Source organism: Mitsuaria sp. PDC51 (genome assembly GCF_900113225.1).
Lineage (GTDB): Bacteria > Pseudomonadota > Gammaproteobacteria > Burkholderiales > Burkholderiaceae_C > Roseateles.
In genome coordinates, this window is record NZ_FOZE01000003.1 from 725,353 (window position 1) to 744,082 (window position 18,730).

Here is an 18,730-nt window from a genome sequence, read left to right on the forward strand (position 1 = left end):
CGAGTAGGCGCTCCAGCCACATGACGGTGCGCAGGGCGGATCTCAAGGCGCGGGTGCCGAGGATTTCGCTATCGTCGCGATTCGCGGAATGCCGCCGTCCCACCCCTCAATCCCTCCTTCGCCAGAGTCCGCCACCGCCTTGACGCCTCAGTCGACCCCGCCGATGCCCCCGCCGATGCCCCGGACGACGTCCGCTCCGGACCTGCCGCCGTCGCTCCCGCGCGCGACGGCGACCGTCGACTTCCCGTTGCTGCCCGCCCACACCAGTGCCGCGATCTGGGACGGCGTCGCGCGCCGCGCCGCGCAGTGGCTGGAGGCCAACGGCCTGGCGGCCCGCGACGCGGTGCTGCTGCTGCCCTTCGCGCAGCACCTGCAGCCCGCCCGGCTGGCCTGGATGAAACTCTCGCGCTGGCAGCCGCGCATCGAGACAACCCGCAGCCTGGCTTCGGCGCTGGGCCCGAGCCCGCTCCCGCAGGCTCGCCAGATCACCGGCGACGCCGCCATCGACGCCCTGGCCGCGCGCGCGCTGCTGCGAAGCCAGAGCTGGGCCGAGGCGCTGCGCGAGCAGGACCCGCGGGCCCACGACGCGGCGGTGCTGCGGCTGGTCGAATCCGCGCATGCGCTGGCACGCGAGGCGACGCTGCGGGATCCGGCGCGGCGCGCGGCTTTCTGGGACGACGGCCGGCTGGCGCTGGCGCAGCAGGGCGGCGTCGGTCACCTGGAGCGCGCGCTGCTGGCGGTCGCGCTCGAATGGGCGGCCGCCGACGGCCGCGCGCCGGCGACCGATGCGCTCTTCCACCTACGCCCCAGCGCCTGGCTCCACCTGCAATGCGGCGGGCCCGATGCGCTGGCCGAGGCGCTGCTGGCGAGCGCCGAGGCGGCCGGCATCCCCTGCCTGCGCCTGAACGCCGACCTGCCGCTGGACACGGCCTTCGACGGCGGCGCGCCGGTCGGGCGGCTGGAGCAGGCGGTCTGCGAGGACTTCGAGGACCTCGCGCAGTGCAGCGCCGCGTCGGTGCTGGACCACCTGCAGGCCGGGCGCGCGCCGGTCGCGCTGATCGCGCAGGACCGCGTGCTACTGCGCCGGGTGCGCGCGCTGCTGGAGCGGCAGGGCCTGGGCATCAAGGACGAGACCGGCTGGACGCTCGCCACCACCGCGCCGGCCGCGCAGCTGATGGCGCTGCTGCGCGCGGCGCGGCGCGAGGCGACGGTCGACGAATGGCTGGCCTGGCTGAAGACGCCGCTGGCGGCGTCGCTGCGGGAACACGGCGGCAGCGCGTCGCTGAGCGCGCTGGAGGGTCACTGCCGCAAGCGCGGCTGGTCCTCGCCGCAGGCGGTGCGCGCCGAGCGCCTGCCCGCCGGCAGCGCGCGCCTGTGGACGGCCGCGCGCGAGGCGCTGGCGCCGCTGCAGCTGCGCGGCGCGCAGGCGCTCGAGCAATGGATCGCCGCGCTGACGCAGACGCTGCAGCAGCTCGGCGCCGACGAGCAGCTCAAGCGCCAGCCGGCCGGCGGGCCGCAGGTGCTGGATGCGCTCTGGCTGAGCAAGACGCCCTGGCCGGGATCCGGGCACGAGGCGGTGCTGCGGGAGGCGCAGCTGAGCGCGGCGGAGTTCGTCGACTGGGTGTCGCAGACGCTCGAGGCGGGCGAGTACAAGCCGCCGCTGGAGGGCGGGCTGCAGGTCATGATCACGCCGCTCGCGCGGACGATGCTGCGCCCGTTCGGCGCCATCGTGCTGCCCGGCGCGGACGCCGCGACGCTCGGGCCGGTGCCGCCCGGCCCGGCCTTGATCGGCGACGGGCTGGCGCGCCAGCTGGGCCTGCCGACGGCCGAGGACAAGCGCCAGGCGCTCGCCTGGCAGTTCGCGCAGCTGCTGCGGGCGCCGGCGGTGACGCTGCTGCGCCGCGGTCACCTGGGCAGCGAGCCGCTGGCGGCCAGTCCGCTGCTGGAGCGGCTCGAACTGGCGCTGCGGGCGGTGGGAGCGAGCTTGCCGGCGTGGCGCGATCCTCGCATCGAGGTGGCCGTGCAGGCCGCGCCGGCGGACCGCGCCGCGGCGCGCGCCGGCGGGCGGCTGCCGGCGGCGCTGAGCGCCAGCGCGGTGGAGGCGCTGCGCCAGTGCCCGTACCAGTTCTTCGCCCGCGTGCTGCTGGGGCTGCGCGAGGCCAACGAGCTCGAGGTCCAGGCCGACAAGCGCGACTACGGCACCTGGCTGCATGCGGTGCTGCACCAGTTCCACACCGAGCGGGTAGAGGGACTCGACCCGGCGCTCGACGACGCCGCGCGGCTGCAGCGCGCGGCGCAGGACCAGATGCGCGAGCTGGGGCTGGCGCCGGCGGAGTTCCTGCCGTATTCGGCGAGCTTCGCGCGCTTCCTGCCGGCCTACCTGGACTGGCTGGCCGAGCGGGAGTCCGAGGGACAGCGCTTCGAGCGCGGCGAGGTCGATCGCCGCGTGCGTCCGTGGGCCGGGATCGAGCCGGCGCTGGAGGACCTGGCGCTGCTGGGCCGCATCGACCGGGTGGACGGGTCGCCCGAGGGGCAGTTGCTCGTCGACTACAAGACCGGCAGCGTCAAGGGCCTCAAGGACAAGGTCGCGAATCCGCTCGAGGATACGCAGCTCGCCGTTTATGCCGTATTGATGGGGCATTCGGGCTCCAACGCACCGCTCCGCGCGCAATACCTGGCCCTGGACGATTCAAAGGGCATCACCCCGATCGAGCACGAGGACGTCGCCACCACCGCCGCCGTCATGCTGGACGGCCTGCGCGGCGACCTGATGGCCATCCACGCGGGCGATCCGCTGCCCGCGCTGGGCGAGGGCGTCGCCTGCGCCTACTGCGAGATGCGTGGCCTGTGCCGTCGCGACGATTGGGAAGGAGCCGCGCCGTGACCGGCTCGACGGACATGACGACCGACCTCGCGACCGGCGCCTTCGCCGGCACCGCGGCCGCTTACACCCTCGACGGCGCGCCGGTCGCGCGCGAGCGCTTCTACGCGCTGGCCTGCGATCCGGCACGCAGCGTCGTCGTCGAGGCCTGCGCCGGCGCGGGCAAGACTTGGATGCTGGTGTCGCGCATCCTGCGCGCGCTGCTGGACGGCGCCCGGCCGCAGGACATCGTCGCGATCACCTTCACCCGCAAGGCGGCCGGCGAGATGCGCGCCCGCCTGAACGAGTGGCTGCATGAATTCGCCCATTGCGACGACGCGGGCCGCGTGCTCGCGCTGCGCCAGCGCGGCCTGCCGCAGGCCCAGGCCGAGGCGCTCGCTCCGCGGCTGGCGACGCTGCAGCAGCGCCTGCTGCAGGAAGCGCGGCCGGTGGAGATCCGCACCTTCCACGCCTGGTTCTCCCAGCTGCTGCGCGCCGCGCCGCTGGAGCTGCTGCGCGCGCAGGGGCTGTCGCCGGAGCTGCAGCTGCTGGAGGACGAGACCGACCTGATGCCCGAGCTCTGGCAGCGCTTCCACGCGGCCGTGCTGGCGGACGAATCGCTGCTGGCGGTCTATCGCGAGCTCTGCCTGGTCCACGGCCGCAACAAGCTGCAGGACTGGCTGATGGCGGCCTTCGACAAGCGCGTCGAGCTGCGCCTGGCGCAGGCGCACGGTCGACTGATGGACAGCGTGCCGACGGCGACCGAGGTGGTGCCCGAACTGGCCGCGTTCGCCGATCCGATCGACGCCTTCACCGCGATGCGCGGCGAGCTGCAGGCGCTCGCCGCCGAGCTGGGGCAGGGGCGCAACAAGACGCAGAAGGCCACGGCAGTGGCCCTGGAGATGGCGCTGTCGACGCCCCGGGACGAGCCGCAGGCTGAAGCCCGCGCGCTCGCCGCGGTGCGCGCCGAGCTGTTCACGCAGAAGGGCACGCTGGTCAAGGCGTTGGGCGATTCGCCGCTGCTGCTCGACCTCGGCGACCGGCTCGCCCGGCTGCAGCTGGCGCTGGACCAGGCCGACGCGCGCGCCTGGCACCAGCAGATGTGCGGGCTCGCGCTGACGCTGCTCGAGGCCTTCGAGCGCCTGAAGCGGGAGCGCGGCCTCGTCGACATGAACGACCTCGAGCGCGGCGCGCTGGCGCTGCTCGGCGACGCCGAGCTGTCAGGCTGGGTGCAGGAGCGGCTGGACAGCCAGGTGCGACACCTGCTGATCGATGAATTCCAGGACACCAGCCCGCTGCAGTGGCACGCGCTGTACGCGTGGCTGTCGGGTTATGTCGGCGCCGGTGGCGGCGCCAGCGGACAACGTCCGCCCTCGGTGTTCATCGTGGGCGATCCCAAGCAGAGCATCTACCGCTTCCGACGCGCCGAACCGCGCGTCTTCGCCGCGGCGCGGGACTTCGTCCGCGAAGGACTGGACGGCGTGCTGCTGGCCTGCGACCACACGCGGCGCAACTCGGCGCCGGTGCTGGCGGCGGTGAACGCGGTGTTCGAGCAGGCCAGCCTGGCGCAGCAGTACACCGGCTTCCGGGCCCACACCACCGAGGTGGGCGGCGGCGATCCGCTGGATGGCGTCCACTTCATCGCGGGCGACGAGGCGGACGACGCGGAATCCGCGGCGGCCACGCGCGACGCGGACACCTGGCGCCCGAGCCTGACCGAGCCGCGGCGCGAGCCGGAACTGCATCGCCGTGAAGCGGAGGCCCAGCGCATCGCCGCCTGCATCGCGGCGTTGCTGAGGGACGGCCAGGTGCAGCCGGGCGACGTGTTCGTGCTGGCGCGCAAGCGCGAAGGGCTGCGGGTGCTGGCGCAGGTGCTCAAGGGCCTGGGCATCGCGCATGCGGCGCCGGAGGACATGGCGCTGCTCGACGCGCCGGATGTGCGGGACCTGCTCGCGCTGCTGGATGCGCTGGCGTCCAGCGGGCATCAGCTGTCGCTGGCGCATGCGCTGCGCAGCCCCTTGTTCGGCGCCACCGAGGCCGACCTGCTGTGGCTCGCGGCCGCGTCGCGCTCCGCGCATTGGCTCGGCCAGGAGCCGCCGCAAGCGCGCCGGTCGACGCCCGCGTCCGATGAAGCGCCGCTGGCGGACGATGCGCCGCCGAACGGTTCGGCGGACAGTGTCGAATCCGCAGTCAGCTCGACCGGGCCGGTCACGCGCTCCTGGTGGGAAGTCCTGCTGCAGGCCGAGCCGGCGTCGCTGAGCGAGCCGCTGCGACGCGCGCAGGGCCTGCTGTCGCGCTGGGCGTCGGTGGCCGCGCTGCGCAGCCCGCACGACCTGCTGGATGCGATCGTCGACGAGGGCGACCTGATGGCTCGCCTGGCCGCGGCCGTCCCGGCCAGCGAGCGCCGTGCGCGGCTGCATGCGGTGGAGGCGCTGCTGGCGCTGGCGCTGGAGCTCGACGGCGGGCGCTATGCCGGCTTGTACGGCTTCGTGCGCGCGCTGAAGAGCCGCGCGCTGAAGCTGGCCGCGCCCGCCGAGCCCGACGCGGTGCAGCTGCTGACGGTGCATGGCGCCAAGGGCCTGGAGGCCAAGGTCGTGGTCCTGATGGACGCGGAAGCCGGGCCGGCGCGCGCCGAGAGCATGGCGCTGGCGATCTCATGGCCGGTGCAGGAGCCGGTGCCGCGGACCGTCGCCTTCATCGTCTCGGAGGCGAAACCGCCGCCGTCGCTGCAGGCGCTGCTCGACGACGAAAAGGAGCAGCGCCAGCGCGAGGAGCTGAACGCGCTCTATGTCGCCATGACCCGGGCGCGTCATCGGCTGCTGCTGAGCCGCACGCCGGCCAAGCGCCAGAGCGCATCGGCGAGTTGGTGGGCGCGGGTGCAGCCGCATGCGGCGCCGCTGGCGGTGCCGGAGCTCGACGCGAGTGTGGATGTCGATGCCGCCAACGCTGAGGATGCCGCTCGTGCCGCTCGTGCCGCGCATGCCGCGCATGCCGCTGTCGCCTCGCATGCCGATGGCGTTGCCGCCGTGGCCCGCTTGAAGCTGCTGCCGCGCGTCGCGCCGCTGCCCGCCGAGGCGGTCGATGGGATGGGCGCCGAGGTCGGCCAGAGCCCGGACGAGGTCGACGAAAGCGCCGCGCTCGGCGAGGCGCTGCATCGCGTGCTGGAGTGGCACAGCGGCCCGCGAGGGCGCGATCACGCGCTCGAGCGCCTGATGGCGGCGGCGGCCCAGATGTACGGGCTCGACGCGCGTCGCGACGAGCGCCTGCAGCGCAGCGTGAAGGCGATCCTGGGCAGCGCCGACTGCGCCGCCTTCTTCGATGGCGACGCGCTGGCTTGGCACGGCAACGAGGTGCCGCTGAGCTGGAACGGGCACGACATGCGCCTGGACCGGCTCGTCTGCCGGCAGGACGCCGCGGGCGCGCGGACCTGGTGGGTGCTCGACTACAAGCTGAATCCGGCGCCGCAGCGCAACCCGGACTACCTGCAGCAGCTGTGGCGCTATCGCGAGGCGGTGATGGCGCTGCAGCCCGGCGAGCCGGTGCGCTGCGCCTTCATCACCGGCCAGGGCCGGCTGATCGATTGCACCGAGGCGGTCGCGGGCGCGGCGGATCTCTTCGCCTGAAGTGCGCGGCGCGGGCCGCCGTGGGGCATGCGCCGCCGTCGTCGGCCAGGCCGCGAGGGCGGCTCAGACCGGCGCGCCGTAATCGCCTTCGGACGGCCGGCTGTGCCAGGCCACCGAGGTGGTCGTCGGCCAGGGGCCGCCGTCCCCGATGCGCTGGTGCACCGCCAGCGCGCTGCCCGCCGCGGCGTCCAGCACGCGGGTCAGGGCCTCGACCTCGGCCAGTGCCGGCTCGGGCATCGCGGTGCGCAGATAGACGTTGCCGCGCAGGCTCAGCAGCACGAAGGGCCGGCCCTCGATGAGCACGTCCTGCGTCGCCTGGGCCAGGCGCTCGGACAGGTCCTTGTCGAGCCAGGCCATGATCAGCTCGCGATTGATGCCGACCGCGCCGAAGCGCTGTCGCACGAGCTTGGACTCGATCTGCGACTGCTTCGGGAACATCACCAGCCAGCGCATCTCCTCCGGCGTGTCGGTGTCCACGCGGGTGCGCAGCGTGTCGGTGTAGGCCTCGAAGACGCTGCTCTCCAGGCGCTCCATCAGCTTGCGCTCGATGAGCATCATCTGCATGTCGGGATTGACCTTGAGCTCGCATCTCATGCGCAGCTCGAAGCCCTCGATGTAGCTGCGTTGCGAGGGCCCCCATTCGATGCGGGTCAGGCCGGGCAGGGTGCGCGGCAGGTCGATCACGAAGCCGCGGCCGTCGCGGGCGTGACGCAACTGGCCGCCGCGTTCAGCGGCCCATTCGCTCAAGGGGCGCCACCGGGCCGAGTTGGCGCGGGCGGTCAACCACTGTTTGATTTGTTTGATTACCATGAGGCGGGACGATGCGCGAGCGGCCTGGTGTCCGTGCATTGAGGTGTCGGCGACCGGGGCCCCGCGCCCCTAGGGAGAACGCGTGATGATCGAAGTGTATTCATGGCCCACGCCCAATGGCCACAAGGTCCACATCATGCTGGAGGAATGCCGGCTGCCTTACCGGGTGATTCCCGTGGACATCGGCGCGGGCGAGCAGTTCGACGCGAGCTTCCTGGCCATCAGCCCCAACAACAAGATCCCCGCGATCGTCGATCCCGACGGGCCGGACGGCCAGCCGATGTCGCTGTTCGAGTCCGGCGCGATCCTGCTGTACCTGGCCGGCAAGACCGGGCAGTTCCTGCCGCCCGACACCCGCGGACGCTACGAGGCGCTGCAGTGGCTGATGTTCCAGATGGGCGGTGTCGGGCCGATGCTGGGCCAGACCCATCACTTCCGGATGTACGCGCCCGAGAAGATCGAGTACGCCATCGACCGCTACACCAACGAGGCCAAGCGGCTGTACGGCGTCATCGACCGCCGCTTGGCGCGCAGCCGCTACATCGCCGGCCCCGCCTACGGCATCGCCGACATGGCGATCTTCCCGTGGCTGCGGGGCGCGAAGAACCAGGGCGTGGAGATGGCCGACTTCCCGCATCTCAAGGGCTGGTTCGACGAGATCGCGGCCCGCCCGGCGGTGATGCGCGCCGTCGAGGTGCTGGCCGAGAAGCGCCGGCCGCTGGTCGACGACAAGGCCCGCGAGGTGCTGTTCGGCAAGACCCAGTACGACCGGCGCTGAGCCGCCAGGCGCCTGCGCGGGCACCGGGCCTGCCGGTGTCCACCGGCACGGGGTCAGATCTTGCCCAGTCGCGCGCGGTCGCCGAGTTCCGTCAGCCAGCGCCGGCCGTCCTCGCGGATCGGCGTGGCCAGGCCCTTGTCCTGCAGCCGCTGCTGCATCTCCTCGCTGACCGGCATGCCGCCCGGCGATTGCGGGATGAAGTAGAGCGCGGCGCGCTCCTCGTCGGTGATCACCAGATCGGGAGGCGGAACGGGGAACTTGAAGGTCGGCGGCGTGGACATGCGCGGAAGTATCCCTCAGGCCCGGCGCGCGCGGCGACGGCCCGCCACGCCCGCCGCCACCGCGGCGATGCCCAGCAGCGCCAGCGAGCCCGGCTCCGGCAGCTCGCCCGCGGCGAAGGCCAGCGAGTTGGCCATCAGCCGCGCGCCGTCGGTGCTGCTGTCCCACAGGCCTGCCTGCACGTCGCCCGAGACCGGGAACATGTTCAGCCCGACGACGATGCCCTTGTGGTCGGTGCGATAGCCCAGCAGCGGCTTGTCGTTGGTCCAGTAGGCGACGACGCTCGCGCCGGCCTTGGGCGTGACGCGGTAGCACAGCGCCGACAGGCCGCCGCTGAAGCTGTCGATGTCGCGCATCAGCGGGCTCTGCGGATCCGCGACCCGGCCCAGGCTGCCGCACGAGTTCTGGTTGTTGTTGGCGTTGAAGACGTCGTAGCCACCGGTCACGAAGCGGCCGGTGAGCCCGCCGAACGGGATGGTCGCGTGGGACAGGCCGGCCTCGACGACACCGCCGCCGGCATCCACGTAGTCCGCCAGCACGTTGCCCAGCTGCGTGGCGCTGGCGAAGGGCTTGTTGAAGGTGTCGTTGAACACCAGGACCGCGTCGTAGCTCTTGAGCAGCGCGAGCGTGGGCGTGCCGGTGTTGGCGTTGAACACGTCCACCGTGCCGCTGACCACGCCGGTGGCGGCGATCTTGGACTGCACGTCGGTCAGCCCGCCGGGCTGGCCCGTCGCGCCCAGGATCAGCACCGAGGCCTGCGCGGCCCCGCCGAGGGCGCACAGCGCGGCGGCAGCGAGGGAGGCACGGAGGCGGGGAAGGCAGGAAAGAAGTCGGGGAACGAGGGGCGAGCGCTTCATCGGGATCTCTCTGGCGGTATTTCTTGTGGAGGCCCTGGGCGGGAGGCCGGGCGACATCCGGCGCGCGGCCGGAAGCGGCTCGGGGAAGCAACATCCAAGCCACGGGGCAGGATGTCCCGCTGGCTCAAGCACTTGCAAGGCCTGTCCCCCGAGAAGGGGTCAGGCGGTGTAATGAATCCCGACACCGGCGGTGCGGAAGTTGCTTCGTACATCGCCCTGGCGGGTGACCTTGTAATGCGGGGGTAAAACATCGTCGGCGCGCGTGGCGCCGGACGACGCTTGGAGGGAAACTTGCCCAGGCGCTGAACGCGCGGCCCGTCGATCCTCTGGCCGCGGTTGCGGCCACAACGCGAAAAGGAGCGTCCATGTCAGCCAAGCCAGACCATACCGATGCCGTCGGCGGCGTCGAGAGTCACAACGGGCGCTGGTTCGTCCGTGAAGTCGTCGGCGAGGCGCCGCCATTCCGGGCGCGCTACCTGGTGATCGCCGCGCATCCGGCAGCGGGCGGGCAGCCGGAACTCAACGGCTACTGGCATGAGCTGGAGCGCAGCTTCGACACCTGGAGTTATGCGGCCGATGCCGCGCTCGAGGCGGCGCAGCGCACGATCGACTTCCGGCCCTGAGGTCCCCAGGGACCCAAGCAGCCGCAAGGCCCCGAGGCCTTGATGCCTTGCGGCACCGGGCGCCAGGCGGGGCCGGCCCGGCTCACATGCCGGCGGTGATCTTCTTCTGCAGCGCCTTGTACTGGTCCAGGCGCGGGCCGCCGAGCGCGACCGCGCGCTCGATCGCCAGCGAGGCCTTGTAGCGCTGCCCCTGTTCCATCAGCACCTGCGCCAGGTTGTTCCAACCCTCGGGCAGGTCGGGGCGCACGTCGGTCAGCCGGGCGTAATGGCGGGCCGCGGTGCGGCGGTCCTTGGCGGCGTAGGCGGTGTTGCCGGCGCCCAGCAGCAGCACCGGCTCGCCGGGCCAGCGCGCGAGCGCGGCCGAGTACCCCTTGCGCGCCGCGGCCGGATTCAGGCGCTCCAGCGCCGCCAGCGCCGCACCCGTCTGCGCGCCATCCAGCGAGGCCGGCAGCAAGTCCGGCGGGAGCGTCGTCATCGCCCAGTAGTCGCCACGCGCCCAGGTGCGCTCGAAGACCGGCAGTTCGACCTCCTGCCGCTCGGTCTTGCCGCTGTGCAGCAGGACGGTGCGGCGCTGGCGGTCGTAGCCGACAGCCACCGCGTAATGCCACACCGGCGCGAGGTCCAGCGACAGGTTCTGGAACACGATCACCGGATGGCCGGCCGCGAGTTCGGCCAGCAGCGCGTCCAGCCGCGGCGGCAGCACGTAGGCGGGCAGGCCCTGGCGGCGCGTGGCCACCAGCATCTCGGTCTGCAGCGAGCCCTTGCGGCCCGGCAGGAAGACCTGCGGCTTGAGCTGCTCGACGGTCGCGGTCTTGCCGGCGGTGCGCAGCAGCATCGCGAGCGCGGCCGGTCCGCATTCATAGTCGTCCTGCGCGATGAAGGGCGTCTTCGCGGACAGGTCCACGCGCGCCGGCAGGTCCGCGGGCCACTGCGCTTCCAGCGCCTTCAGCTGCGGCGGCGTGCTCGCGCAGCCCCCCAGCAGCAGGGCCAGCGCCAGCGCCGGGGCGGCCAGCGGGAGCAGGGACCGGGACGACCGGACGACGCGCATGCGGACCTCAGCGGATCGAGCGGGTGAACGGGAAGACCTTGGTGAAGCCCAGGATGTCGGTCACCAGCAGGATCACGAAGACCGCGAAGATCACGCCCAGCACGTCGCCGCCGGCCGGGGCCTGCGCGATGCGACCGTCCAGCGCGCGGATCTCGTCATCGGACATCGCGTCCACGCGCGACTGGGCGTCGGCCGGGTTCACGCCTTCCTTGACCATCGCCTGGCGCACGTCCTCGCGGGCGAAGAAGGCATTGACGCGCACGCGGCTGTCGGCGGCGGTGCCGGCGGGCGCGTCCTGCTGCACCAGGGCGTCGGTGGGCACGACCTGGGCGCTGGCGTGCATCGGCAGCGCCATCAGGGAGCAGGAGACGATCAGCGTCGAGGCGATCGCGCGCTTGGCCAGCGAGGGGCGGGCGGCGTCTTGGCGGGAGGCTTGTGGGTTCATGAGCGGACCTGAAATTGAAGGATCGATGAAATCCTAGGTCCGCCCTCGGCGCTGTTACAAGTTCGATTACCGAGCGTCACATCGGATGCAATTCGGCTGTCCGACGGGAGTTGAAGAACGTGTTAAGCCTGCCGCGCTCGCGGGGTCACGGCTCGCAGCGCGGGGCGCTGGCGCTGCGCAGGATCCAGCGCTCGCCCTTGCGGGACAGCAGGGCGGTGGCGCTCAGCGTGCCCAGGCCGCAGGTCGAGGGGTCGACCTCGGCGAACTGCGCCAGTTCGATGGTGTCCGCGTCTCGCCAGCGCAGGAAGCGGAAGCTGACGGCCGTCTGGTCCGGCGTGGGCTGGAAGCGGTAGCGCTCGACCAGGCGACCTTCCTCGCGGCGCCAGATGACGACGCCGTTGAATTCCGTGCCCGGCGACGCATGGGTGACGACCAGATGGCGCCCGTCCGGCGACGGATGGACGTTGCCGTGCATCGCGTAGCGGGTGCCGTCGGCGCGGGAGATCCAGAGCAGTTCGCTGCCGGCGGCGAGCGTTGCGCGCACGACATAGAACTCGCGGTCCGGCGAGAGGCCGTCCAGGCGGAAGTCGACCTCGGGCGAGGCCGGGTCGGACGGATCGGCACGTCGGCTGTCCAGGACGACCGGCCGTCCCTTGGCGATGGGCAGCCACAGGCGCTGGTCCTCGCGCCGCACCCCGGCGCCGATGCGGCGCAGCACCTCGGCCTCGGCGCGGGCGCGGAAGGCCTCGTCGGAGTTCTCATCGGCGCCCGCGGCGGCCTCGGGCGCCGTCTCCGCCGTGAAGAGCGCACCGCGCGGCGCGATGCCCTGGGGCACGGCGGGGCGAGGGGGTTGCGGCGGTGCGATCGCGGCCGCTTCGCCCGCCATCACGGCGCACAGCGTGAGGGCGGTCACGCCGAGCATCAGGAAGCGACCGAGGCGATCGGTCGGCACTTTGCGAAGGGCGATGCGAAGGCCGAGGCGAAGGGCGGTGCGCCACGCCGTGCGAAGAACGATGGGACGCGCGATGCCAGGCGCGACGGAGAGGGGCAGGGCGTCGGGACGCGCGGAGGAGCGGGCGGTCATCGGGCGGAAGGGCAAGAGCGGAAGCGCGGGAGCGAAACGGCGGAGAGCGAAAGAGTGGCGTGAGGTCGACCGTCGGAGCGGTCTCGGCGGGCGGGATGCGGCTGCCGGGTCAGCGCCTGCAGCGCGACGCCGTCACGTCCTTGACGGCCCACTGCTCGCCATCGCGGGTCAGCACGGCCAGCGCCTCCTGCGTGCCGCCGTGGCAGGTGATCTCGTCGCCCAGGGCGGTGTGCTCGAGTTCCACCGTGCGCCCGTCCTTCCAGCGCATGAAGCGGTAGAACGAGATCCCGTCCAGCGGCGGCGAGAAGCGGAAACGCTCGACCAGCCGCCCGCCGAGGTTCTCCCAGACCACGATGCCGTTGAAGTCGTGCGCGACCGAGGCGTTGGCCATCACCAGGAAGCGGCCGTCCGGCGACGGGCGCACCTCGCCGTGCATCGTGTAGCGCGTGCCGTCCTTGCGCGAGACCCAGTAGACATTGCTGCCTTCGTAGAAGGTGGCGCGGACGACGAAGAACTCGCGGTCGGGGGACAGGCCGTCGAAGCGGTAATCCTCGTAGGCCCCCTCGTTGTTGCCCGAGGCATTGGGCCAGACGCTGTCGAAGACCTCGGGCCGGCCGGAGCCGGTCGGCAGCATCAGGCGCGAGCCGGCGCGCTTGACGAGCACGTGGCCGCCGCCGACGTTGGCCTTGCGGATCGCGTCGGCCTCGGCCTTGGCGCGGAAGGCCTCGTCGGAGCCCTCGCTGCCGGCGGCCTGGCCGGGATCGAGCTCGGGCCGGGCTACCTCGAGGCCCTTGGTGAAGTCGCCCTTGGGCGCGATGCCGGTGGGCCGCGCGGGCGGCGGCGGCTTGTAGGGCTGGGTCTGGGCCAGTGCGACGCCGCCCGTGGCCGTCAGGGCCAACACGGAAAGGGTGGCGAGGGCGCAGAGGCGAGCGGGCAGGCGAGCCGGCAGGTGGGCGGACAGTCGCGCGGATCGACGCATCGGCATGGCCCGTTCAGCCGTGGATCGCCGCGGCCACGATCTGGCCGATGGAGATGCACATCGCCGCGACCACGACCGCGAGCGCCATGTTCTTGTGCTCGACGATCTCCTCCCACAGCTTGTAGGGGGTGAGCTTGTCGATGATGACGAAGCTGATCCAGAACACCAGCACGCCGATGACGGCATACAGGATGGAGCCCAGCACGATGGCGGGCTTGAGCCATTCGAATCCTTCCATCTCGTTCTCCTGGTCGGTCGTTCGGTGGGGGTGAAGGTCTGGGGGTGGCGCGGGCCGGCGATTGTCGCGGGGAAGTCGGCGTGGATGCGGACGGGGCGGCGGGACGATGGCGACTACTTGTGACCGCCGCCGCCGCTGCTGTAGCCGCCATACGAGCCGCCGCTGGAGCCGACGTAGCCCACGCCGCTGCCGCGGCTGCTGCGCTTGCACTGCTGGTACTCGGCGCTGCTTTCGCCGTAGCTGTCCTTGTAGCGGTCGCAGTCGTCGCTGCTGCAGGCGCGCAGCAGCGCGAACAGCACCGCGATCACGAAGATCGCGATGATGATGTTGCGCAGCAGCTTGCCCTGGTCCAGGCCGGACGACACATCGCGCTGCAGCGCGGGCATGCGGTCCTCGGGCAGCGAGAAGAAGCGTCGCACCTCGGCCGCGTCGATCGCGCGGCCATGGCTCCAGGTGACCTCGTTGCCGGTCTGCTCGCTGCTCAGCAACTCGAGCCGCGTGCCGTTGCGCCATTCGTAGTCGCGCACCAGCGCGCGTTCCTCGCGCTTGACGCGCCAGTAGAACTCGCCCAGCACGTAGGTGACCTTGGCGGTGTAGGTCCACTTGTGCCTGAAGTCCTTGCCCTGGTGGCTGACCGACTTCGCCCCTGCATTGGCCGGCGCGCCGGTGATCGGGCGCACCAGGCTCCAGCCGTCCTCGGTGTCCACGAGGAAGGCGAAGCCCTCCATGCGGTTGAACAGCAGGTACTCGCGCCAGAAGGTCTGTTCGTCCTCGGCGGACTCGGGCAGGTCGCAGCGCTCCAGGTAGCCGACCACCTGCCACGGCTGCGGCGCGCCGCCGGAGATCGCGAGCTGGCCGGTCGTGCCCAGCGGGATCTGCGGCTCGCCGCCGGTGTTCTGCCGGTAGGCGGCCAGCTCCGCGCCGGCGCCCTTGGAAATGTCGACGACCGACTTGCACTGGCCGCAGACGATGGACTGCGTGGTGTCGAGCCGCGGCTCGAGCGCGGCGCCGCAGTTCGGGCAGGGCAGGGCCTTGGACTGCAGCGTCGCGCCGCTCTCGGCGCGCAGGCCGGTCAGCTGCAGGTCGGCGAGCTTGACCGGGCGGCCGACCGACCAGGTCGGCCGCGCGGGGTCGCTGTACTCGAGCGAGGCGACCTCGTTGGCGGTGTTGCGCAGGTCGACCACCGGATAGCTGCTGGCCAGCCGCGGCGGATGGGGCAGTTCCCCCTGGGCCGCGGCCACGGTCGCGTCGACGATGCTGGCCACCTGCCAGGCCGAGCCGGCCAGCATCTGCAGTCCGCCCGGGCGCAGCGTGGCGGGATCGGGCGCGCGCTCGGCCAGCGGCGCCTCGAAGCTGATGACGAAGCTGCCGTTGTCCTCGGCCAGCCAGCCGCTGCGGGGCGGCTGGTCGGCGCTGGCGTCGAAGAGCAGGTGCCACTCGTTCCAGCCGCCGTCCGCATAGGACATCTGCAGCCGGCCGACGACCACGAAGCCCGCGCCGGCATAACGCCCGGCGCTGCCGAGCTGCAGCGGCGAGTAGTCCTCGAAGACCTCGGCGCTGGTGCCGATCCGGCGCAGCGCGTCGCCCTCACGCAGCAGCGTGGAGCGGCAATAGCTGCAGACGGCGCTGGCCGACGCGGCCGAGGCGAACTCGACCGGCGCGCCGCAATGGGGGCACTGCGCCTGCCAGCGGCGCTGGGGGGAAGCGGTAGCCAATCAGGACCCGGGGCGGAGCACGCCTGGCGGCGTCAGCTGAGCTTCTTCAGCAACTCGGCCTTCTTGGCCGCGAATTCCTCGTCGGTGAGGATGCCCTTGGCCTTGAGGTCGCCGAGCTTCTCCAGCAGCAGCAGGACCTCGTCGGCGCCCTGGCTGACCGGTTGCGGCTGGACCGGCGCGGCCGGCTGGGCACCCTGATTGGCGCCGGTCAGACCCTGCTGCAGCTGCTGCGCCATGGTCTGGCCCAGCGCCAGGCCGGCGCCCAGGCCCATCGCGTCGCCGGCCACGCCGCCGCCGCCCGAGCCCACGCCCTCGGCGAGCTTGGGGATGGCCTGCGCGGTCTGGTACTGCATGAACTGGCCCATGTTCTGGCCGATCATGCCCATGCCGATCTTCTGGTCGAGGATCTTCTGCAGCTCCTCGGGGAGCGAGACGTTCTGCAACGTGACCATCTCGAGCTTGAGGCCCAGCGCGTCGAAGGCGGGCTGGGTGGCTTCCTGCAGCGCCTTGGCGAACTCGACCTGGTTGGCCGCCAGGTCCAGGAAGGGGATGCCGGACTGGGCGACCGCGTCGGAGATGTGCTGCAGCATCAGGCCGCGGAGCTGGCCGTCGAGCTCGGTGACGGTGTAGCGCTCGCGGGTGCCGGAGATCTCGGTGTGGAACTTCTTCGGGTCGACGACGCGGTAGCTGTAGTTGCCGAAGGCGCGCAGGCGCACCGCGCCGAAGTCCTTGTCGCGGATGGTGACGGGCTGGGTGGTGCCCCAGCGCTGGTCCACCTGCTGGCGGGTGGAGAAGAAGTAGACGTCGCTCTTGAAGGGGGACTCGAAGAGCTTGTCCCAGTTCTTGAGGTAGGTGAGGACCGGCAGCGTCTGCGTGGTCAGCTTGTACATGCCGGGGCCGAAGACGTCGGCCACCTTGCCTTCGTTGACGAAGACGGCCATCTGCGATTCACGCACGGTGAGGGAGGCGCCGTACTGGATCTCGAAGTCCTGCATCGGGAACCGGTAGGCCAGGACGCCGTTGTCGTCCTCGGTCCACTGGATGATGTCAATGAACTGTTTCTTGATGAAATCCATCAGGCCCATGGCGCAGCTCCACAAAAAGATGCGATCCAAACCGACCGCCGCGGGCGAGTATCCCTCAGCGAAGCGCCGACCCTGGTCACCCCGAGGGGGGAGATTCCATAACGCCGTCAGTCCCCCCTTCAGTACCCCCGCGTCTCCGCCGGCCAGCGGCCCTGGCGCACCTGCTCGCGGGCCTGGGCCTGTTCTTTCCTGAGCCGGCCGTTGGCGATGTGGCGCACCAGCCAGGGCAGGGGGCTCACCGCCGCGCCGCCGGCCACGGCCGGCACCCAGGCCTTCGCGCATTTCTCGAAGAGCTCCGCATTGAGCGCCAGCCGCGACGGCGTCATGCCCAGCACGATCAGCCGACCCGCATGCAGGGTGACGTTGCCGCCCTTGGACAGCGCCTGCGGCAATCGCGCCAGCGCCTCGGTCGGCCGGCCCATGTGGCCGAGCTGGCGGATCTGCTCGTCGAAGACCGCCGGCATCCAACCGCCGAAGGCCTGCAGCTGGCGACCGAAGGCGCCGCCGCCGATCAGCACCGCGCAGACGTCCTGCCGCGCGGCGTAGACGGCGCGGTGCAGCGCGATCGCGGGCAGGTGGCCGTCCACGCGGTCCGGGCCGTCCGCGCCGCCCGCGCCCTCCCTGCGGGCGCCGGTCGCCGGCGCCAGGGGCTCGACCAGCGCGAGCGCATCCTCCGCCGTCCCCCACGCCATCGCCCCGCTGGCGGGATCGCGCAGCGACAGGCTGTCCGCGGCGCCCGGCATCAGCCCCCGCGCCAGCAGCCGCCGCCGCAGCCCGAGCCAGGTGTCGCGCAGCAGGTCCTCTTCGCTCATGTCAGCGCCATCACGTCGTCGAAGCGGTTGAGCGCGTCGTCGATCACCGCGTCGGTATCGGCCAGGCTGGTGTACAGCCGGCTGCCCGCCACCGAGATCAGGCCATGCGCGGTGAAGGCCGCGCCCATCTCTTCCATCATGTGCTTGCGTCGCCGCGCCTCGTCCTTCAGGCGGAACAGCTTCCACAGGCTGCTGGTGTCGAGCAGCAGCACGCCCGAGGTCTGCAGGTGGACGATGGAGCCGATGTTGTAGGCGACGTAGGGCAGGCCGCGGCGCGCGATGATCTCCTCCAGCCCGCGGCGCAGGCGATCGCCGGCACGGGCCGCCACGCCGGGGGCGTTGGTCCGCTCGGCCTCGAGCAGCGCGTGGTAACCCGCCACGCAGCTGAGCGGATTGGCCGACAGCGTCCCCCCGACGAAGGCCCGCCGCGAGGTGGTGCCGATCCCGCCGACGAGCGACATCATGATCTCCCGCTTCCCCCCGATCGCCCCCGCCATCGGGTAGCCGCCGGCCAGGCACTTGCCCAGCACCGTCAGGTCGGGTGTCACGCCGAAATAGGCCTGCGCGCCGCCCAGGCCGGCGCGGAAGCCGGTCACCACCTCGTCGAAGATCAGCAGCGCGCCGAACTCGTCGCAGAGCGCCCGCACCTGGGCGTTGAACTCGCGATGCACCGGCCGCGTGCCGCTCTCCGGCCCGAAGGGCTCCAGCAGCACCGCCGCCGTGCCGCCGCGCAGGCGGTTCCAGCGCAGCAGCCGGCGTAGCGCCTCGGGATCGTTGGGCAGGCATTCCTGCGTGTGCGCCGTCGCGCCGCGGGGAATGCCGGTGGCCTCCATGCGGCCGGTCTTGGGCAGGCGCATGCCGTAGACCAGCTGGTCGCTCCAGCCGTGGTACGCGCCGCCGATCTTGATGACCCGCTGGCGCCGGGTGAAGGTGCGGGCCAGCCGCACCGCGCCCATCACCGCCTCGGTGCCCGAGCCCAGCATGCGCAGCATCTCCACGCCCGGCATGTGGCGGCAGACGCGCTCGGCCAGCTCGACCTCGTAGGCATGCAGCAGGCCGGTGACCGGGCCGCAGTCGTCGAGCAGCGCCTGCACCGCCTCGCGCACCGCCGGCGGATTGCTGCCCAGCAGCGTCGGACCGCCGGCCTGCAGGAAGTCGATGTAGCGGTTGCCGTCGACGTCGATGAGGTAGGCGCCGCGGGCCTGCGCGATCGCCAGCGGGAAGGGATGGTTGAAGGCGAGGTTGTGCTGGACGCCGCCCGGGATGACGGTGGCGGCGCGCTCGGCCAGGCGCTTGGAGCCGGCGCAGTGCTCGTCGAACCAGCGCAGCACCTTGGGCATCGCGTCCGGACGGATCTGGCGCATCGGCTGGTTGACCAGCGCGGCGAAGCGCTCGTAGAGCGCGTGCGTGTCGGGCCAAGTGGGCACGGCGGGCAGGTCCGCGTCGGCGGTCTCTCGCGCGGGACCGTCCGTCGCGAGCGACGGCGTGGCTGAA

16 protein-coding genes are annotated in these 18,730 nt (G+C 72.1%); 4 read left to right on the forward strand and 12 right to left on the reverse strand.

The window, feature by feature from the left end; translation table 11 throughout:
* The first annotated feature begins 175 nt into the window (after positions 1 to 175).
* The gene (locus BM393_RS23620; RefSeq protein WP_141225467.1) at positions 176 to 2,884 is read left to right on the forward strand and encodes a PD-(D/E)XK nuclease family protein; all 2,709 of its coding nucleotides are present in this window, start codon (positions 176 to 178) and stop codon (positions 2,882 to 2,884) included.
* Positions 2,881 to 6,483 (forward strand): exodeoxyribonuclease V subunit beta, encoded by a 3,603-nt coding sequence (locus tag BM393_RS23625; RefSeq protein ID WP_091733637.1) that lies wholly within the window; start codon positions 2,881 to 2,883, stop codon positions 6,481 to 6,483. The genes BM393_RS23620 and BM393_RS23625 overlap by 4 nt, the downstream gene beginning before the upstream one ends.
* A gap of 63 nt (positions 6,484 to 6,546) precedes the next feature.
* On the opposite strand, the gene BM393_RS23630 is transcribed toward BM393_RS23625, so the two are convergent.
* Positions 6,547 to 7,293 carry a hypothetical protein gene (locus tag BM393_RS23630; RefSeq protein WP_147242151.1) on the reverse strand — a complete coding sequence of 249 codons (747 nt, stop codon included), beginning with the start codon at positions 7,291 to 7,293 and terminating at the stop codon, positions 6,547 to 6,549.
* 85 nt (positions 7,294 to 7,378) lie between these two features.
* On the opposite strand from BM393_RS23630, the gene BM393_RS23635 reads away from it, so the two are divergent.
* On the forward strand, positions 7,379 to 8,071 hold the full coding sequence (locus BM393_RS23635) for a glutathione S-transferase N-terminal domain-containing protein (RefSeq protein ID WP_091733641.1): 693 nt from the start codon (positions 7,379 to 7,381) through the stop codon (positions 8,069 to 8,071).
* A gap of 53 nt (positions 8,072 to 8,124) precedes the next feature.
* Here the strand turns inward: BM393_RS23635 and BM393_RS23640 are convergent, their stop codons facing one another.
* Together BM393_RS23640 and BM393_RS23645 are read right to left on the reverse strand one after the other, a co-directional pair.
* A complete protein-coding gene (locus tag BM393_RS23640; RefSeq protein WP_091733643.1) occupies positions 8,125 to 8,352 on the reverse strand; it encodes a hypothetical protein in 228 nt (75 codons plus the stop codon).
* A gap of 15 nt (positions 8,353 to 8,367) precedes the next feature.
* Positions 8,368 to 9,207, reverse strand: a complete 840-nt coding sequence (locus BM393_RS23645) for a PEP-CTERM sorting domain-containing protein (RefSeq protein ID WP_175538484.1) — start codon at positions 9,205 to 9,207, stop codon at positions 8,368 to 8,370.
* A 365-nt stretch (positions 9,208 to 9,572) separates the two neighbouring features.
* Here BM393_RS23645 and BM393_RS23650 point away from each other — a divergent pair, with 365 nt between their 5' ends.
* Entirely contained in the window at positions 9,573 to 9,830 is a 258-nt protein-coding gene (locus BM393_RS23650) for a hypothetical protein (protein ID WP_091733647.1), read from the forward strand.
* 82 nt (positions 9,831 to 9,912) lie between these two features.
* Here the strand turns inward: BM393_RS23650 and BM393_RS23655 are convergent, their stop codons facing one another.
* From BM393_RS23655 to BM393_RS23695, 9 genes are all read right to left on the reverse strand, one after another.
* Entirely contained in the window at positions 9,913 to 10,878 is a 966-nt protein-coding gene (locus BM393_RS23655; RefSeq protein WP_091733649.1) for a PA2778 family cysteine peptidase, read from the reverse strand.
* A gap of 7 nt (positions 10,879 to 10,885) precedes the next feature.
* Positions 10,886 to 11,323, reverse strand: coding sequence for a PA2779 family protein (locus BM393_RS23660; protein ID WP_175538485.1), 438 nt, complete (start codon positions 11,321 to 11,323; stop codon positions 10,886 to 10,888).
* Positions 11,324 to 11,468: 145 nt separating this feature from the next.
* Positions 11,469 to 12,275 carry a hypothetical protein gene (locus BM393_RS23665; RefSeq protein WP_175538486.1) on the reverse strand — a complete coding sequence of 269 codons (807 nt, stop codon included), beginning with the start codon at positions 12,273 to 12,275 and terminating at the stop codon, positions 11,469 to 11,471.
* 241 nt (positions 12,276 to 12,516) lie between these two features.
* A complete protein-coding gene (locus BM393_RS23670) occupies positions 12,517 to 13,308 on the reverse strand; it encodes a hypothetical protein (RefSeq protein WP_141225471.1) in 792 nt (263 codons plus the stop codon).
* 91 nt (positions 13,309 to 13,399) lie between these two features.
* On the reverse strand, positions 13,400 to 13,624 hold the full coding sequence (locus tag BM393_RS23675; RefSeq protein WP_091733655.1) for a DUF350 domain-containing protein: 225 nt from the start codon (positions 13,622 to 13,624) through the stop codon (positions 13,400 to 13,402).
* 113 nt (positions 13,625 to 13,737) lie between these two features.
* Positions 13,738 to 15,339, reverse strand: a complete 1,602-nt coding sequence (locus BM393_RS23680; RefSeq protein WP_091733657.1) for a DUF4178 domain-containing protein — start codon at positions 15,337 to 15,339, stop codon at positions 13,738 to 13,740.
* A 32-nt stretch (positions 15,340 to 15,371) separates the two neighbouring features.
* Positions 15,372 to 16,424, reverse strand: a complete 1,053-nt coding sequence (locus BM393_RS23685; RefSeq protein WP_091733659.1) for an SPFH domain-containing protein — start codon at positions 16,422 to 16,424, stop codon at positions 15,372 to 15,374.
* A gap of 119 nt (positions 16,425 to 16,543) precedes the next feature.
* Complete coding sequence (locus BM393_RS23690; RefSeq protein ID WP_091733661.1) at positions 16,544 to 17,236, reverse strand: hypothetical protein; 693 nt, start codon at positions 17,234 to 17,236, stop codon at positions 16,544 to 16,546.
* Positions 17,233 to 18,663: an aspartate aminotransferase family protein gene (locus BM393_RS23695; RefSeq protein ID WP_254783582.1), complete on the reverse strand. Its 1,431-nt coding sequence runs from the start codon at positions 18,661 to 18,663 to the stop codon at positions 17,233 to 17,235. Before BM393_RS23695 ends, BM393_RS23690 begins: the two co-directional genes overlap by 4 nt.
* Between the last annotated feature and the right edge of the window lie 67 nt (positions 18,664 to 18,730).

What these genes read in the sequence shown, in the direction of transcription:
- BM393_RS23620 (WP_141225467.1), top strand. Translation starts at nt 176, where the DNA reads ATGCCCCGGACGACGTCCGCTCCGGACCTGCCGCCGTCGCTCCCGCGC.
- BM393_RS23630 (WP_147242151.1), bottom strand. Translation starts at nt 7,293, where the DNA reads ATGGTAATCAAACAAATCAAACAGTGGTTGACCGCCCGCGCCAACTCG.
- BM393_RS23635 (WP_091733641.1), top strand. Translation starts at nt 7,379, where the DNA reads ATGATCGAAGTGTATTCATGGCCCACGCCCAATGGCCACAAGGTCCAC.
- BM393_RS23690 (WP_091733661.1), bottom strand. Translation starts at nt 17,236, where the DNA reads ATGAGCGAAGAGGACCTGCTGCGCGACACCTGGCTCGGGCTGCGGCGG.
- BM393_RS23685 (WP_091733659.1), bottom strand. Translation starts at nt 16,424, where the DNA reads ATGGGCCTGATGGATTTCATCAAGAAACAGTTCATTGACATCATCCAG.
- BM393_RS23640 (WP_091733643.1), bottom strand. Translation starts at nt 8,352, where the DNA reads ATGTCCACGCCGCCGACCTTCAAGTTCCCCGTTCCGCCTCCCGATCTG.
- BM393_RS23675 (WP_091733655.1), bottom strand. Translation starts at nt 13,624, where the DNA reads ATGGAAGGATTCGAATGGCTCAAGCCCGCCATCGTGCTGGGCTCCATC.
- BM393_RS23660 (WP_175538485.1), bottom strand. Translation starts at nt 11,323, where the DNA reads ATGAACCCACAAGCCTCCCGCCAAGACGCCGCCCGCCCCTCGCTGGCC.
- BM393_RS23655 (WP_091733649.1), bottom strand. Translation starts at nt 10,878, where the DNA reads ATGCGCGTCGTCCGGTCGTCCCGGTCCCTGCTCCCGCTGGCCGCCCCG.
- BM393_RS23650 (WP_091733647.1), top strand. Translation starts at nt 9,573, where the DNA reads ATGTCAGCCAAGCCAGACCATACCGATGCCGTCGGCGGCGTCGAGAGT.
- BM393_RS23645 (WP_175538484.1), bottom strand. Translation starts at nt 9,207, where the DNA reads ATGAAGCGCTCGCCCCTCGTTCCCCGACTTCTTTCCTGCCTTCCCCGC.